Raw genomic sequence first — 16,209 nt, 5'->3', positions numbered from 1 at the left:
TACGTATAAACAGCTTCGACCGGGGACGGCTACGCCTGGGCCGAGGAAGCGGGGCATACGATTACGGAGCTGTACCCGACCGAAGTGCCGATCACGTCCTCGGACGCGTTCATCCGCAGCCGGGAGCTGCAAGGGCTCAGCTTGCGCGCCATTCATCTCGCGGTATGGAACGAAAAAGGCAAAAAGACGATCGAGCACGAAGGCGACATGATTTTTACCCATTTCGGCATATCCGGCCCCGCCGCGCTGCGCTGCAGCCAGTTCGTCGTCAAGCAGCTGCGCGCGACCGGAGAACGCACCGTGCTTCTGACGATCGACCTGTTTCCGGACCGCACGGCGGACGACATTTTCGCCGAAACGATGAAGCTCGCCCGCGAGCAGCCGCGCAAAGCGGTGAAAAACGTGCTGAAATCCGTTTTTCCGGAAAAAATGATACCGCTGCTGCTGAAGAAGGCGGGCGTCCCGGAAGACATTACGTACGACAACATCCCGAAGCAGCCATGGGCGGAGCTGGCCCGGCTCGCCAAAGCGTTCCCGCTGCGCGCGGACGGCACGCTGTCGATCGAGGAAGCGTTCGTTACCGGTGGCGGCGTCCGGCTGAAGGAAATCGATCCGAAGACGATGCAGTCGAAGCTGATGCCGGGCTTGTTTTTTTGCGGCGAAGTGTTGGACGTTCACGGGTACACGGGGGGCTACAACATAACGGCGGCCTTCTCGACCGGATATACGGCCGGGCTGCATGCCGCGGAAGAGGCGCAATCGGTCGATTGAAAACGAAAATCGGCGGCAGGCAATTTCTCGTTATCGAGGGGGATGCCGGCCGCCGTTTTTCATGCGCCGGCTGCGTTCAGGCCGAAGCCGTCGCGGCGTTAACTCTGCTCATCGGAACTCCAGCAAAAGTACGTATTTGTTAAGGCGTCGAACGATTAACGTCGTACAAGAAAAACTCCGGTTCGAAGACTTTTCGATGAGATACGTTCGTGTTTCAACGGTAGCTTGTTCTTGGTAAAGAATGCCGCGCTTTGCTATAACGCTTTAATGGGGATTGGTCTCAGCCGCCGGTTGAAGTCTTGTTGTCTTTGAGGTTTGGCGGCAAAAACACGCGACAAAAGCCGCCCCGTGATCGTTCCGCAATAGTGCCCCTCCCCCTCCGAGCTCCTGCGAGCCGATTTCGACTTCCATTCGCTTCTTCCGGTTTTCGGACATACGGCTTACGAACCGAGCAATCGTTAACGGAGCTGAATACGGGGGTTTGAATTTGTTTACGAACCCCAGTATCGCTATTTCCGGCAAATCGGATCGTTTTCTTCCATTTTGGGCTGGATAGCGATGTCCGGATTCGTTAGCCTGAAAAAATGATCGTTTTTACCACGATAAGCATACTACGATTCGTTCCACCGGCGACACGATCCCGGTTGCCGCGCGATCCCAATGAAAAGACCGTCAAAACGGAAGCTTTTTCTATGCAAACACCGAAACGGCAGCGGAGCGGGAAACGAGCTGGAAATGCCCCCGCTAATTTCGGCCGTTCCCCGCTTCCGGGCAAAACAACGGGAAAACATCCCGATACCTTCGTCCATACCGTGCTTTTCGCCGAAACGGCGCCATTTTAACAGGAGCGTCTCCCGGTATTTCGAAAACGATGCCACTAGGAAAGCGAGTGAACCGGAGGTTTTCCCGTTCGTTCGATTCCAGCTGCCCGCAGGTCGGGATACGCCCGGACACGGAAATGAAAGGCGCAACTCGCTCCCCGCTTTGGCGTTCTTTCCGTTTCCAAAAACTGCAGGGGATTCATATCAAAAAGGAGCGCCGATTTGGGCGCTCCCGTTTGCGCGGGCAAACCGCGCTTCTCCTCTAAGGCCTTGGTCATTCAAAGCCGCACGCCCGCCGAAAAATGGTCGTAATCGTCGCCCGACGGGTCGAACGGAGCGTCTCCGGCGTCGGCTTCGCCCCGGGCGTCGGTCGTCGCATCGCCGCCTTCGGTATAATACGACTCGGGCCAATCTGCGCCCACGATATGGGCCGGAATCGGCACGGCGTCGAGGTCGTACGCCAGTCTGTACGATTCCGGTTCGGCGTCCGCGTCCTCCGTTTCGACCAGCAGCCCGCCGCTCGCCTGGGCGATTTCGAGCGCCGACGTCAGGTCGTTCGAATCGATGAACACCTGAACGCCCGGCTTGCCGCCGAGCTCCGTCCCGTGCGCGTGGTAGCCGAGCTCCTTCAGCGTATCGAGCGCCATCTTCCTGGCCGGCGTATCCGGAAATTCGAAATAGATCGGTGCTTCGCTCATGAACGTCCCTCTTTCGTGTGCGTATTCGGGTACAGCCTTTAGGATATTCCTGCCAGCGCTTCCTTATACGCTACCATCCGTTCATGAGCTTTCCGGTCAAGTAGCCGAGCGCCCAGCCCGCCGGTATGAGCAGCAGCCCCGCCCAAAGCCCGTAAGCCGTCCAGCCGAGCGCGAATCCGGCCGTGACGTAGGCCGGGACGAATATCCAGGGCGTCGCCCGGCCGATCGCCGTGCGCCGGTCTTCGTCCCGCCACGGAAACAGCTTGACGAACGAAGACGCCGTCACCTCTTTGCCGTACATCCGGACCCAGTAAGCGAGCAGCAGCGACACGCCCGACCAGAACAGCCATTTGGCGGCAACCGGCATCAGCAGCAGGCCGAAGCCGAACGCCGTCGTCAGCTGCGCATACATCTTCATCTGGGTGCCGCTGCGGAAAAACGACTTGACGATCGTCTCCGCCAGCACGCGGTCGGGCGTCCGCCTTCGGAACAACCGCTGCGAACGTCGGAACACGAGCGGCTTCGCCCGCTTCCGCAGCTTGGCCGGCTTCGGCACGACCTGGGCGAGCAGCAGGGCGGCGAATTTCATCCGCTGCTCCGCTTCGTATGCCGCATCCCGGTAAAAGGTGCCCGTCATTCGCAGCCGCACCCGGGCCAAAACGACGGTGGAGCCGACCAGAAGCGCCGTCAGCGCGATGCCCCACAGCGGACCGGCCGCAGGCCGCGCCGCGACGACGAACAGCGCTCCCAGGACGACGAACGCGGCGCCGTTCGCGAGCGATCCGGCCAGCCGCGGAAGGCGCAGCGCGACGATCCGGTCGGCGAGCAGCCGATGCGTCCCCGCCGCCATCGCCAGCGCCGCCGCCACCGCCAGCTGCGGCCCGTCGCAGCCGTGCGCACGCACGAGGAACGGCGCGGCCAAGCCGGCCGCCAAGGCCGCCGAAAGCGCCCGAACCGTCAGCGAATATGCCGTACCCAGCCGCAGCAGCCGGCTCATCCACGCCTCGTTCCGGATCAGAAACAGCTGATCCGCTTCCTCGACGAACAGGCGGAGCGCGCCGAAGCCGGACAGCACATACAGCGCGCCCAGCCATGCCTCGACCGGTACCGCCGCGCCCCACGCGGGCATGTCCCGCCACCACGACACGTAGTGGTAAACCGCGACCGCGACCGCCGGGATGACGATATACAGCGCCACCGTCCAGTCGACGGCCATTTTCCATACCCGGTATTGAAACCGCCACTCCGATCGCAGCCTTCGCGCGAACAGCCGGTTTGCGTCGATCATGCCCGCCCTCCGTTCACGTCAATGTATGGAAGCACTCGAACAAGGTCGCTCCCGGCTTCCCGCACTGCCGCCGAATATGCTCCAGGTCGCCCTGGGCTACCGTCTCCCCGCCGTTCAGCAGCACGAACGAGTCGCATATGCGCTCGGCGGTATCGAGCACGTGCGTGGACATCAAAATCGCCGCCCCGCGCCGCCTCTCTTCGTTCAGCGTGTCGAGCAGCTCCTTCGTCGCCTTCGGATCGAGCCCGATGAACGGCTCGTCCACAATATATACGTCCGGCTTGGTCAAAAAGCCGATGACGAGCATCACCTTCTGCTGCATCCCTTTCGAGAACGAGGTCGTCAGATGGTCGCGCACGTCGCCGAGCCTGAACCGGGCGAGAAGCTCTTCCGCCCGCTTCCGGAACCGTTCCTCCGTCAGCCCGTATGCCGCGGCCGCCAGCTCCAGATGCTCCCACAGCGTAAGCTCCTCGTACAAGATCGGGTGCTCGGGAATGTAAGCGTACGTGCCTTCCGGCCCGCAAAAGCTCACCTCTCCTTTCGTCAGCTTGATCAACCCGAGAATCGCCTTGATCGTCGTGCTTTTGCCGGCTCCGTTCGGACCGATCAGCCCGACGAGCCGTCCGGCTTCAAGCGCGAAACCGACGTCCTTGACGACATCGTCCCGTTCCTCGTAGCCGGCCCGTTCGATCCGAACCCGCAGCAGTTCCATGAGCGTCGCCCCTTCCCCTCCCGGAAACGTACATAAATAAAAAGGCCCGACGTACCGATATATCGTCGGGCTCCCCCTTTCGCCGTGGCGGCTACCTTGCGGCGCCCGCGGCCGCTTTCGGCGCCGCGGGAGGAATGCCTTCGACCCGCCCGACGAACGTTTCCTCATCCTCCAAACCGGCCCAATACAGCCGCAGCTCGTCGAACAACGCACGATACTCGCTTTCCCCGACGTTTAAGTCCGTAAACAATCGGTAGCTCGGTATGATTTCGCGGAACAGCGAAAAGCGCGAGGGGCGGTTAATCCCCCCGCCGTCGGGCCCGGACCATTCCGCGGCCGTCACCCGAGCGGGCAGGCTGCATGTGTTTTGCCGGATCGCCAGCTGCGCCTTGGCCGAAACCATGAAATCGACCAGCTTTTTGGCCGCCTCCTTGTTTTTGGAATGCCGATATACGGCGAACCCGATAAGGATCAGCGCCGTAAGGGCATGGCCGAAATGCGGAACCGGAGCGATGTCGTAGTCGATGTCGGAATCCCGCAAATCGTTCAGCTTGAAATAGCTGAGAATGGCGATGGAAAGCTTCCCTTGACGAAACATTTGAATTTTTTGCGTCTCCCAGTCCATGAGGCTGTTCGGCAGAGACGGGATATGCTCGTAAATTTGACGGCTGTACCGGATCGCTTCCATCATGGAAGTGCCGGCAAGCTTCAAACGGCCGTCCTCGCTGCGCTCGAACGATTGGCCCCGCTGCATGAGCAAAATGCTGGCGCGGTTCGGGGTCGAGAAGTAGCAGCGGAAACCGACCCGTTCGTTCGGAATATCCAGCGCGGAGGCGCATTCGATCAATCTTTTCCAGCTCCAGCTGCTGTTCGGCTCCTGAAGGTTTTGCTGCGCAAAATGAGCGCGATTGTAGCAAAGCACAAGAGGCGAGAAAACGAACGGCTGCACCCGGAGCCGGCCGTTATCCGTAAAAGCGTCGGACAAAAACGGGTATAGGTCATCCCGCCGTTCCAAACAATCGAGATCGTCCAAGCCGCCGTTCTCGGCAAATTGGAGGTACCCGTTGTAGTTCATAATAATGGCGTCCAGCATGCCGCTGTCGAGATACGGTTTACAGTGCTCGTACGAAACGTCCCCCAGAGGAACCGCTTGAACGCGAATATTCGGGTGTTCCCGATGAAACATGGCGATGAGCCGGTGAATGTCCGCGTCGTCGGGGAGCGTGGGCGGATATCCGAGACGGACCGTGACGGCGCCCTTCTCCGCGGGATCGACGACTTTGCTTCCGACCTTCGGAATTTTGACGATCAATTGTTCGCCGACGAGCAGATCCAGCCCTTTGCGTACGGATTGGACGCTCAGTCCGTATTGCTCCGCCAATTGCTTCTCCGAAGGCAAATAGCGATCCGGCTCCAACGTTCCGGTAATGATGCTGTTGCGAATCGATGTGACCATTTCGTCCAACCGGTGGCGAAATAGCTTGCGGCTCGGCCGTCGTTCCATACGAGTACCTACCTCTTAAGCGCTATGATTATTGATCATAGTAAATCGATATAGGCTTGTCAAACGACTGTAATGGACAAGATCAAACTCGCATCCTATTTACATATCAGATAAATATAAGAAGACCTTGAACTAAAAAACTTTCGAATCGAATACGCTAGACGATGTGCAGCCTCGTGTTTGGACCGAACTGTTTTTGCTTATTTATTGTTTGTTCGTTTCGCCCATCCGGCCCGAAAATTTACAAGTTGACAACATCTGATTTTTAACATATATTCCAATCATGCAGTATAAATATCAGTTACATATCAACACAACGACCAAACAACTCTCGCGAACGCAGGAGAAGGAAAAACCGCAGTCGATGCGGTATTCGAAAGGAGGACTTGAAAGCGTTTTTACAGCAGCCGTCGCCGTCGCCGACACCGACATCGGCGATCGCCCAAACAATTCGAAAAGGAAGGTCGATCCGCGTGACCACGAACAAACGATCCCTCCGCAGTTGGGCAAGTTTGCCGCTCCTTGTAACGCTGGCCGCCTGCGGCGGAGGCGAAGCCATTTCCAAGGACGGGCAGGAGCCTGCCGGGACAACGAACCGGCCGCCCGAACCGATCGAACTGAAAATACACGCCGCCGGCGTGTCGGAACAAGAGTTCGACGCTCGATTTAAAGAGACGTTGCAAAAAAAGTTTCCCCATATCAAAGTAACGTGGCTGCAGACGAACGGCCCCGGAAATACGATTCAGGAGTACGTCGCCCGCGGGGAAATTCCCGATATCATCCGCAACATTTCCAGCACGGTGCATACCAACTATTTGAATTTGGGGCTGGCGTACGACCTGCGCGAGCTGGCGAAGAAGCACAACTACGACTTGAGCCGCTTCAATCCGATCTTCATAGACGGTTTCGTCAATATAACCGCGCAAAACGGAGAGCTGTACGGTCTTCCGGTGTCGCCGTTCTTTTCGCGGGTGCTGTATTACAACAAGGATTTGTTCGACAAGTTCGGCCAGCCTTATTTGAAGGACGGCATGACGTGGGACGAAGCGTACGATGCGGCCCGGAAGCTGACCCGCGTGGAAGGCGGCGTTACTTACCGCGGACTTTCCGCGTTCGTCGCCACCTTTTTAACATATAACGAATATTCCCTCTCCACGTTGGACCCGGCCAAGGACCAGCTGTCCAGCATCGATACGTGGAAAAAAATATTCGACAACTACATCCGGTTTTATCAAATTCCGAACAACCGGATCGCTCCGTCGCTCGCGGAGGAGCAGACGATGTTTCAAAAAGGAACGGTCGCGATGCATGCCGACATTTTCTCCCCGTATCTCGATCTGAGCATGCTGAAAAATTGGGACATGGTATCGGTCCCCGTCATGGAGGGAGCCCCCAAAAAAATCGGCATTTTCCCGCCGGGCTATTTGCTGATTACGAAGCAGAGCAAGCATAAGGACGAAGCTTTCCGGGTCATGATTGAGATGCTCAGCGACGAGACGCAGCTGAAGGACGCGCGCAACGGATTTTTGCCGACCGTTTCGAACAAAGAGATGATGAACGTTCTCGGCCAGGACAACGCCGTTCTCAAAAGCAAAAATATGAAAGCGGTCGGCTATTACGAATTCGCCCCGCTGCGTCCGGCGCGTCAAAAAGGGATGACGGTCATCGATACGAATACCGCGGACACTTTGCTCAGAAATGCGTTCATGGACGCGGCGCAAGGCAAGGAGGACGTAAATTCGGCGCTCCGAAAGGCCGACGAGCTTCTGAAGCAGGAAGTGGAGAAAGAGAAAAGCAAGGCGAAATAAGCCGGGGAGGACGACTGTACGGCCATGAGCCGAAGAGCGGAGGAGCGCAGCAAATGGGCTACAACTTGTATGAACTGAACCGGAAAGGCATTCCGAAGCTGCTCGACGGCGTGGAAGACGCGGCCTGCTGGCGGCGCAAGCGAAACGGTATCGAGCGGCGGTGGCTGGACATGATCGGCGGCGTGCCCGATCGGGTCCCCGTTTCCTGGAAAACGCTGGGCGAGACGAAGGAACGGGATCATACCCGGGTGCATTTGGCGTACGATACCGTTTACGGCGACAAGGTGACCGCCTATCTCCTTATCCCCGACGCCGGCGTGAAGGGTACCGGCAAAGACGGACGCAGGCCCGCCGTCATCGCGCTTCATCCGACGAACGAGACGGGAAAGCGGGATATTGCGACCGAGGAAGGCCGCATCAATCGAAAATACGGGCTGGAGCTCGTCTCGCGGGGCTATATCGTGCTGGCTCCGGACGCTTTGACGGCCGGGGAACGCATATACGCAGGGCTGCCCGCTTTCCGCAGCGGTCCGTTTTACGACCGGTATCCCGATTGGTCCACCGTCGGCAAAAACATCGTCGATCATAGGCAGGGGATCGACCTGCTCGCTTCGCTGGAGCTTGCCGACCCCGGCCGGATCGGCGCGATCGGCCATTCGTTCGGCGGGTATAACGCTTATTTTCTGGCCGGCCTGGACGATCGAATTCGCGCGGTCGTCAGCAGCTGCGGCTTCAGCCCGTTCTATGGCGACAGCAGACCGACGCATTGGGGCGTTCGCGATTGGTACACGCATTTGCCGAAAGTGACGCCCTATTTGAGCCGGTACGAGGTGCCGTTCGAGTTTCATGAAATCGCGGCGCTGGCGGCGCCGGTGCCGTCGTTCCATTATTTCGGCCAAAACGACGGCATCTTCCCCCATTGGAAAGCGATCGGCGAATGTATGGCCGAGCTTCGCGAGCTGTATCGGTTTCTCGGAGCCGGCGACCGGTTCCGGGCGGTTATGACCGACGGCGAACACGATTTCCCGCCGGAAATACGCGAAATGGCCTATGCGTTCCTCGACCGTTGGTTAATGGAAGATGCCGCGGAACGCGCGGACGGGTCAGGCTCGAAAGCCTGACCCGCCGTATCGCCTTTTTCCGTTCCGAATGGAGTGTCCGACCCTTCAGCCGACCCGTTCCCCCTGTTGCTTGGCCCGCTCGTATTCGTTCAGCTTTTTGTCGAGAAGCTGGCTGACCCGAACGACGCAGTCGTGCTTCAAATCGCCGTGACGGGCAACCAGCATGTACATTTTCCGCTTAAGAGTTTCGATTTCGTTTAATACCGTCATAGCCTGCGTCCTCCTTCTCCGATTCGCCCAGCCGCCGCTCGCGATGCAGCCGGTTCATCAGCTCGACCAGCTCGCCGTCGAACAGCACGTCGCTCCACCGGTACAGCTCCTCCAGCGCTTCCTCGCGGCTAAGCCCGATCGACGAATACGCATCGGTCATCGTCGTGAAGTTGCCGGCTATCCGCAAAATGCGCGCGTTCGTCGAAATCGACGCATACGTGAGGCCGAACGGGAAGCCCGTTCCATCCAAATTTTCGTGATGATGCAGCACCGCGTCGCCGTCTACCGCTCCGCTCCCGATCATCCGCTCCAATATCGCCGCCCCCAGCTTCGGGTGCTCCTGCAGCCGCCACAATCCGCCCTCGACAAGCCGGTTCCGGCCGTCCAGCGTTTCTTTGTCGATGTGCAGCTTCCCGATATCGTGCAGCAGCGCCGTCCGATATAACGTTTGCCGCGCTTCGCTGCTATATGAAAGAGCCTCCGCCAACCGCCGCGCATAATGCGCCGTCAGCAAGCTTTGCCGATAAGTCGGGTAATGATGCCGCTTCAACCGTTTGAGCAAAAAAGCCGTCTCCGGCTCGCTGCGCGTCAGCACCGCCGCTTCCAGCTCCAAACGTTCCATGTCCATTATGATCCACTCCTTCGATCCGTCCGCCGATCCGCTTCAGCCTCGTCCTGCTGTACCTCTATTGTCGTCGTTTCGGACGAAAAAAGGTATCCCCGACTCTTCTTATCTTTCCGGCGGCCCCATGTTCGGCATGTCCTACTCCATTCCTATTCGGAGCAGCGTCGCCGACTAGTCGCTTCCTATATCGGAGCCGGGTCGACCTTCGGGGCGCGGAGCGCGCATGGTCAGTCGAGCACCGCGATTTTGACGACCGAGCATTGGCTCGGATACGACAACAGCCTCAGACCGGTCGACCAAGCTTCGACCCGCTGGCCGACCTTCAACGTATCGAACGCAAGCCGCTCCGGTTTGTTTCCGGCGCACACGATCGTACCGTCGTCGGTCAGCGTAATCCACGTCGCTTCGGGATCGTCGGTGTTTCCGTTTTTCTTGTTTTCGTTCACGACGAGAACCCGGTTGCCGTCGACGCTTTTACGGTTCCCTGCACATCCGCCTTTTCGCAGCATTCGCGCACGGTCAGCTTGAGCGGGAACGATGTCCGCGCCCGGTGTCGGAACCGATGCGGGAGCCGCACGCTCGGGTCCGGGCTCGGGCGCGAGTGCGGTTGCGGGCGTCGGAACGGACGACCCGCCCGCGCCTTTGTTCGGTTCCGCGGCGCAAGCCGCCAGCATCGCGCATAGGCCGCATACGAACAAAACGGGCGCCAAACGTTTCCTTGTCGGCGACATGATTCGTTCCTCCTCGCGCAATCGTATATAGGAACAGACGTAAAATTTTGGAATTAGGTTGCATAAGCCGAATAAGCTCGATTCGATTATGTAAAAGGGCTTCTTACCGAAGAATAGAACGTGGGGTAAAAATCATATAGTACGGGGGTGCCTGCATGGGAACATGGGGATATGGGACATTTGAAAACGAAGCGGGAAACGAAATGGAAATGTTCCCGCTAATTTTCGGTCGTTTCCCGTTTTCGGCCAAAACAACGTGAAAACGTCCCGCTATATTCGTCCATACCGTTCATTTCGCGGATACAGCGCCATTTTAGCGGGAGCTTCTCCCGGTATTTCGATCCGACGCCAATACGAGAGCGAGTGAACAGGAGGTTTTCCCGTTCGTTCGATTCCAGTCGGCCCGGCAGGATTAGGATACACCGGACGCGGAAACAAAAGGCGCTACTCGCTACATCCTTTGGCGTCCTCTCCGTTTACAAAACTGTAAGGAGACCCGCTCTCCCGCACTCTCGTCCGCAGCATCGATAGCGTCAACATGTTCAGCCGTCCGAATACCGCCGGATCATCAAAAACAAAACCCGGAGCGGGCTCCGGGTTTCTATCAATTCCTTTCACCGGTTCCACCCGGCTTTGTACACTAAAGCGATCGCTTGCGCCCGGTCGGTTACGCCGAGCTTATGGAAAATGTTCGTCATATGGTTTTTGACGGTATGCTCGCTGATGACGAGCCGTTCGGCGATCTCCCGGTTGCTCTTCCCCTGCAGTACGTGGCCAAGCACCTCCTGCTCGCGCGACGAAAGCGGCGGCAGCTCCTTCAGCATGTCGGGCAAATCCGGCTCCGCCGTTTCGCGCGCGGCGGCGGCTTCTTCGCCGATCTCGATCTCGGCCTCGACCACCTGCCTCGAATCGCAAAACGCGCGGAACGCCGAGCGCAGCTCGGCCGACACCGCCAGCGAATCGAGCGCCTCCGGGTCGCGGTTGAACTGCAGGTAGACGTAAATCATCGCGATCAGCTGTCCGCCGGTTCCGAAGCTTTGCGCCGCCGTGGCGGTCGCCCCCGACTGCGCCGACGTTTTATGCTCCTCCGACAGCCGGATCAGCGCGTGAAAGTCTTGAATGATCGCCATCAGCTCCGGACTGCGCAGCAAGTCGTCGCCCAAAAACGCGGGCGAGTACGGATAAATGAGGCACGCTTCGCCGATATGCTTCACCTCGCCGTCGGACAGCTTCAGCGACCGCGCGAACGCCAAAGCCAGCTCCTGCGCTTCGTGCGTCATCTGCCAGGCGTACGAGTCCCAATACCCGAGCGCCCGGTTGAGCAGCTGCACGACGTCGCCGCGGTCGACGCGCCCTTTGTCCCACAGCCTGTAAATGACGGACGACGCCGCCTGCGCGACGATCGTCATATAGTCCCGGTACAGGACGTACTGGTCCGCCTCCTTCAAGGCGATGCACCAGACGCCGAGCAGCTCGCTTTGATAATACAGCGGACATTCGAGCACGGGCGGCATGCCCGGCCCCTCGCACAGTTCGGCGGCCGGCGCCGACGCTCCGCCTTCGCGGCGCGACCAGCGGGCCGCAACCTCCTTGACATAGCGCTCGGCCTGCGGTCCGCCCAGTCCCCGCGACACCAGCTGCACCTTGCTGCTGGACTGCTTCAGCACGACGCAGCAAAACGGGCCTTCGACCAAATTCAGGCTCATGTCCACCAAAATATACGACAGCCGCTTCGCGTCCTGCGCCTGATTGATCGCCCCGCACGTCTCCACGAACGTCGACAGCCGGGTGAAATTCGTATCGCGATCGATGCGGACGGCCTCGAGCGTAAGCTGCTTCGACCAGCCGGCCGCAAACGCTTGCGCCAGCGATGTCGCTCCTTTGCCGACGGTCGGCTCCGTCACGCTCCCGCCGAACAAAATGCCCGCCAGCTCGCGCTCGCGCATGACGGGGACGCAAAAAAACGCGGTCGGATGAAGGCCGTGCTCGGCGAAAACGAACGTTCGCGGGTCTTGATCCGCATGGTCCCAAAACGCCGCCTTTCGGGTCGTCGCCACCTGGCCGACAAATCCTTCGCCGAGCGAAAACGAAAGCCCCTCGATCGATCCGGCGGCTTGTCCCGCGAATGCGTCGATCGTAAACCGCTGCCCCTCCGTCTTTGCGGCGAAGCCGGCAAAGTCGATGTCGTCCGCGGCGTCGGCAAGCCCTTTCACCCGCTCGGCCGGCGAGCCGCCGGTCACGGCCGTCCGCCGCAGCAGCTCCGTCGACCGCAAGTAGGACTGCGCCGCGTAGCCCGGCCGCATCAGCCCTTCGACGACGGCGGCGAGCCTGCCGATTTGGGCGGCCGTCTTTTCCGTGTGCGAAGCCGACGTAAGCGGCGCGGATACGAGCGGAACGGACGACCACGTCTTCGTCCACGGGAAGTCCGGTTCCCCGGACGGCGAAGGCCGCCGCGACCCGGAGACGATCTTCCCGTCGACGATGCATCCCGCCCACAAGTAATACGTTTGCCGCTTCGTCGGAAATACCGGCGCCATGAACAGCCATACGCCCGGGGCGACGTCGCACACGATGGCGCTACGGGCCGCGGCATAACGCTGCACCATTTCCGAAAGCACCGATTGAAGCAGAACCCGCATGGGACCCGTTTCCGCATTCGACGAAGCGATCGCGCCGGACGGTCGCGTTAACCATTCCCCGCGATCGTTCGTCAACAGGACCGATAAGCCGCTTTCCTCCGCATATAGGTCCTGCAAGCTTTGGACGAGGCTCAGCTGTTCCATTGCACCTCGAGATTGTCGGAGAAGCTCGGTTCGATATAACGGTAAATGGAACGCGAACCATTGCCCGTCCTCTCCAATATGGCCAGCGAGACGAGTCTGCCGAGCACCGGGTCGAGGTGCTCCGTCTTGCGGCCGAGCCGCAGCGAGATCCCTTCCGCCGTCTCCATGCTGTAAGGGTTGTCTTGAAAAAACCGGGTGCATTCCATTTGCAGCTGCCATAAATCTTCTTCGTTCATCGTCCGCCCTCCCCGTCTGCGCCCTTCGTGCCGGTCTTCATGTCAATCTCATAAACGGAGCCCGCGTCGTCGTCTCCACGACATAAGGCTCGGAAATAACGCCGTTCGGCGATTTGACGACTTGCATATATTGATAAGCGCCGTCGACCCAAGTTCGGATGACGCCGTTGGACGTTCGCTCCAAAAAGGCGGAAACCTCCGACCCGATTTCGCTGAAGTTGCACAGCACCATCATTGTCATGCCGAGCGCCTTCACGCCGGCCGAGTCTGCGGCGAAATATTTCGTGACATAATCTTTGCCCCGCTCCGCAATGACGGTGTTCAAATCGTAATAAACGAACCAGCTGCCGCCTCCCGCGACGAGCGAGCCGATTTTTTCTTCGACGACGCGGCGGTATTCCTCGTTGTTCAGCGTGCCTACGTCCATCACGTTCGCTTCGCAGCCGGGCGGATACGGACGCGTATAATGCTCGATAAAATAAATTTGTCCCTCCTGCGCCAGCCGGCTCATCGACAGCCCTTGCAGCGCGAACATTTTGTCCAGATCTTCCGGTGTCAAAAAGCTGGACAGCAGCGCGAGCACTTTTTCGCCCGCCCGCACGCGACCGGCCAATATCGAGGCGATAAAATATTTATAGTTCGCTTTGCTGTTCGTATCGAGCAAGTAAACGCTTCCGCCGGCAAGCCCGCCTTCCAGCAGCTCGTCCAGCGCGGCGATGCCCGTCGCCACCTTCGTCTGCCCGTTGAGCAGCGCCAAATCCTCGATCATCGAACGGGCCGGGATCAGCCGGATCCCGTTTTCCGTCAGCCGGTACACATGCTCGCCTTCGCGAATGCGCCGGCCCCTCATTTTCAACACTTCGAGCGTGCGCACCCGGTATTTGTCCATTTGCCGCTTCAAGCCGAGCTGGATAAAGCCGTCCGCGATATAAGCCTCGAAGCCTCCGGTTTCGTCGTTCGCCGCATCCCGTTCTTTGATCAAGAGCGCGGTCAGCTCGAGCTTGCGGAGTATGTTGCGCAGCCGGTACAGCATGCGGCGGTGCTCCTCCTCGCCGGCCGCGCCGTAGCGGAACAGGCTGATGCTGTCGACGACGATCCGTCTGCAGTTCAGCTCGCGGATCAGCTTTTCGACCAGCCCGCCCGGTTCGATCATCTGCTCCATAAACACATCGGGCGTCATGCTGACAACGCGAAGCATGCCTTCCCTCTCCAGCTTCCGCAAATCCCAGCCGAAGGCGAGCATATCGCGATACAGTTGGTCCGGAAATTCCTCGAACGTGACGTACATGCCGGCTTCCCCGTCTTGGAGCGCCCCGTAGTAAAGAAATTGCATGCCTAGTGTCGTTTTGCCCGTTCCGGGAGCGCCTTCGACCACGATGGTCGATCCTTGCGGGAAACCGCCGTGAAGCAATACGTCCAATCCGCGAACGCCTGTAGGAACTGTACCCATCTCGATCACCTGCGCGTCATATTGTCATTGCCGGATTTCATTTTACCACACAACCAACCGTCGCGGCGATACCGCAACCGTTTTCATGCCGAACCGCCGCTTCCTCCGATTCGTTTTTTTACATTATTTATGCATTGTCGTCGTGCTGTTCCATTTTGCAAAATGGAAGTATCCTGTTTTTTTCAAAGAAAGGAATTATTCGTCGATGAATCGGATCAAACGCTCCTTTGCAGCAGCACTGCTGGCGTCCGCCTTGTTCGCGGCGAACGCCGGCGCAACCGCGGAAGCGTCCCGCTTTCAAATGTCGTATTTATACGCCGGACAGACGTCCGAATACGTGCAATTCGTCGACCGCACCGACGGGGCGGTTCAAGTCGTATCGCCGAGCTATTTCGATCTCGGGTCCGACGGAAGCTTGAAGCTGACGGACAAGCTCGATACCGGCTTTATCGCGGACATGCACGAGCGCGGCGTGAAAGTCGTGCCGTTCGTAAGCAACCATTGGGATCGTCCCGCCGGAGAGGCGGCGCTCGCGAACCGCGACGAGCTGGCCGCGCAAATCGCCGAAGCCGTCGGCCGGTACGGCCTGGACGGCGCGCACGTCGATATCGAGAACGTGACGGAATCGTCCCGCGACGATTTGACCGACTTCGTGAAAAAGCTGCGCCAGCTGCTGCCCGCGGACAAAGAAGTGTCCGTCGCGGTCGCCGCCAATCCGACGGGTGCGACGAAAGGATGGCTCGGCTCCTACGATTACGCCGAGCTGGCGAAATACAGCGAATACTTGATGGTGATGGCTTACGACGAAACGTCGGTCGGCGATCCGGAGCCGGGACCGGTCGCCAGCCTCGACTTCGTCGAGCGCTCGATCCAATACGCGCTGAAGCTCGCGCCGGCGGACCGCATCGTGCTCGGCCTGCCTTTCTACGGCCGCTATTGGAATGCGGAAGGGACGATCAACGGCGACGGCATCGCCGGCCGCACCGTCGTCGACCTCGTCTCCCGCTACAAAGGCGACACCGTCTATGACGCGAACGAAGCGTCGGCCGTCAGCACGTTCACGGTCGGCGCGGACGGAACGCTTCCGGTCGCGGGTTTCCGTACGCTTGCGCCGGGAACGTACGTCGTCTGGCACGAGAACGAGCAGTCGATGAAGCGCAAGCTGGAGCTCGTCGCGAAATACGGGCTGAAAGGAACCGGAAGCTGGAGTCTCGGGCAGGAGGACGGCGATACGTGGTCGTACATGACGCTGTGGGTGAACGGCGCCTTTTTCGACGACGCGGAAGGCCATTGGGCGCAAAACGAAATCGTCTACGCCGCCGCGAACGGCTGGATGACCGGCACCGCCGCGGGCCGGTTCGGCCCGGACGCCGCGCTGACGCGGGCGCAGGTGGCGGCCATCCTGACCCGGGCGCTGCTGCCGGGGCAAACGGCCGCCGCGGGCGGCTCCG

The 16,209-nt window shown here is 59.4% G+C and carries 14 protein-coding genes and 1 pseudogene; 5 read left to right on the top strand and 10 right to left on the bottom strand.

Annotation, left to right across the window (positions count from 1 at the left end; genetic code table 11):
- Positions 1-9: 9 nt before the first annotated feature.
- Positions 10-771, top strand: a pseudogene (locus PV407_RS26210) (NAD(P)/FAD-dependent oxidoreductase); the annotation flags it as partial.
- On the top strand, positions 768-914 hold the full coding sequence (locus PV407_RS26205) for a hypothetical protein (protein WP_332092954.1): 147 nt from the start codon (positions 768-770) through the stop codon (positions 912-914). The pseudogene PV407_RS26210 and the gene PV407_RS26205, both read left to right, overlap by 4 nt.
- A gap of 956 nt (positions 915-1,870) precedes the next feature.
- Here the strand turns inward: PV407_RS26205 and PV407_RS26200 are convergent.
- From PV407_RS26200 to PV407_RS26185, 4 genes are all read right to left on the bottom strand, one after another.
- Positions 1,871-2,290 carry a hypothetical protein gene (locus PV407_RS26200; RefSeq protein WP_332092953.1) on the bottom strand — a complete coding sequence of 140 codons (420 nt, stop codon included), beginning with the start codon at positions 2,288-2,290 and terminating at the stop codon, positions 1,871-1,873.
- A gap of 70 nt (positions 2,291-2,360) precedes the next feature.
- A complete protein-coding gene (locus PV407_RS26195) occupies positions 2,361-3,578 on the bottom strand; it encodes an ABC transporter permease (RefSeq protein WP_332092952.1) in 1,218 nt (405 codons plus the stop codon).
- 13 nt (positions 3,579-3,591) lie between these two features.
- Positions 3,592-4,290: an ABC transporter ATP-binding protein gene (locus PV407_RS26190; RefSeq protein ID WP_332092951.1), complete on the bottom strand. Its 699-nt coding sequence runs from the start codon at positions 4,288-4,290 to the stop codon at positions 3,592-3,594.
- A 91-nt stretch (positions 4,291-4,381) separates the two neighbouring features.
- A complete protein-coding gene (locus tag PV407_RS26185; protein ID WP_332092950.1) occupies positions 4,382-5,794 on the bottom strand; it encodes an extracellular solute-binding protein in 1,413 nt (470 codons plus the stop codon).
- 473 nt (positions 5,795-6,267) lie between these two features.
- Between PV407_RS26185 and PV407_RS26180 the strand changes: the two genes are divergently transcribed.
- Together PV407_RS26180 and PV407_RS26175 are read left to right on the top strand one after the other, a co-directional pair.
- Positions 6,268-7,602 (top strand): ABC transporter substrate-binding protein, encoded by a 1,335-nt coding sequence (locus PV407_RS26180; protein ID WP_332092949.1) that lies wholly within the window; start codon positions 6,268-6,270, stop codon positions 7,600-7,602.
- Positions 7,603-7,655: 53 nt separating this feature from the next.
- Positions 7,656-8,723: an alpha/beta hydrolase family protein gene (locus tag PV407_RS26175; protein ID WP_332092948.1), complete on the top strand. Its 1,068-nt coding sequence runs from the start codon at positions 7,656-7,658 to the stop codon at positions 8,721-8,723.
- Positions 8,724-8,768: 45 nt separating this feature from the next.
- Here PV407_RS26175 and PV407_RS26170 read toward each other — a convergent pair whose 3' ends face one another.
- The 6 genes from PV407_RS26170 to PV407_RS26145 all read right to left on the bottom strand — a co-directional run bounded on the left by PV407_RS26170 (position 8,769) and on the right by PV407_RS26145 (position 14,758).
- Positions 8,769-8,933, bottom strand: coding sequence for an aspartyl-phosphate phosphatase Spo0E family protein (locus tag PV407_RS26170; protein WP_332092947.1), 165 nt, complete (start codon positions 8,931-8,933; stop codon positions 8,769-8,771).
- The gene (locus PV407_RS26165) at positions 8,902-9,561 is read right to left on the bottom strand and encodes an HD-GYP domain-containing protein (RefSeq protein ID WP_332092946.1); all 660 of its coding nucleotides are present in this window, start codon (positions 9,559-9,561) and stop codon (positions 8,902-8,904) included. Before PV407_RS26165 ends, PV407_RS26170 begins: the two co-directional genes overlap by 32 nt.
- A 224-nt stretch (positions 9,562-9,785) precedes the next feature.
- A complete protein-coding gene (locus PV407_RS26160; protein ID WP_332092945.1) occupies positions 9,786-10,289 on the bottom strand; it encodes a DUF3221 domain-containing protein in 504 nt (167 codons plus the stop codon).
- 614 nt (positions 10,290-10,903) lie between these two features.
- Positions 10,904-13,072, bottom strand: coding sequence for a LuxR C-terminal-related transcriptional regulator (locus PV407_RS26155; protein WP_332092944.1), 2,169 nt, complete (start codon positions 13,070-13,072; stop codon positions 10,904-10,906).
- Entirely contained in the window at positions 13,060-13,308 is a 249-nt protein-coding gene (locus PV407_RS26150) for a hypothetical protein (RefSeq protein ID WP_332092943.1), read from the bottom strand. The genes PV407_RS26155 and PV407_RS26150 overlap by 13 nt, the downstream gene beginning before the upstream one ends.
- A 37-nt stretch (positions 13,309-13,345) precedes the next feature.
- A complete protein-coding gene (locus tag PV407_RS26145) occupies positions 13,346-14,758 on the bottom strand; it encodes an ATPase domain-containing protein (RefSeq protein ID WP_332092942.1) in 1,413 nt (470 codons plus the stop codon).
- Between the two features lie 205 nt (positions 14,759-14,963).
- Between PV407_RS26145 and PV407_RS26140 the strand changes: the two genes are divergently transcribed.
- A partial coding sequence (locus tag PV407_RS26140) for a glycosyl hydrolase family 18 protein (protein WP_332092941.1) occupies positions 14,964-16,209 on the top strand: 1,246 nt, incomplete at its 3' end.

The organism is Paenibacillus sp. GYB003 (genome assembly GCF_036577625.1).
Taxonomy (GTDB): Bacteria; Bacillota; Bacilli; order Paenibacillales; family NBRC-103111; genus Paenibacillus_AB.
The sequence above is the reverse complement of the archived record's forward strand: the minus strand, read 5'-3'. Positions and strand labels throughout refer to the sequence as shown.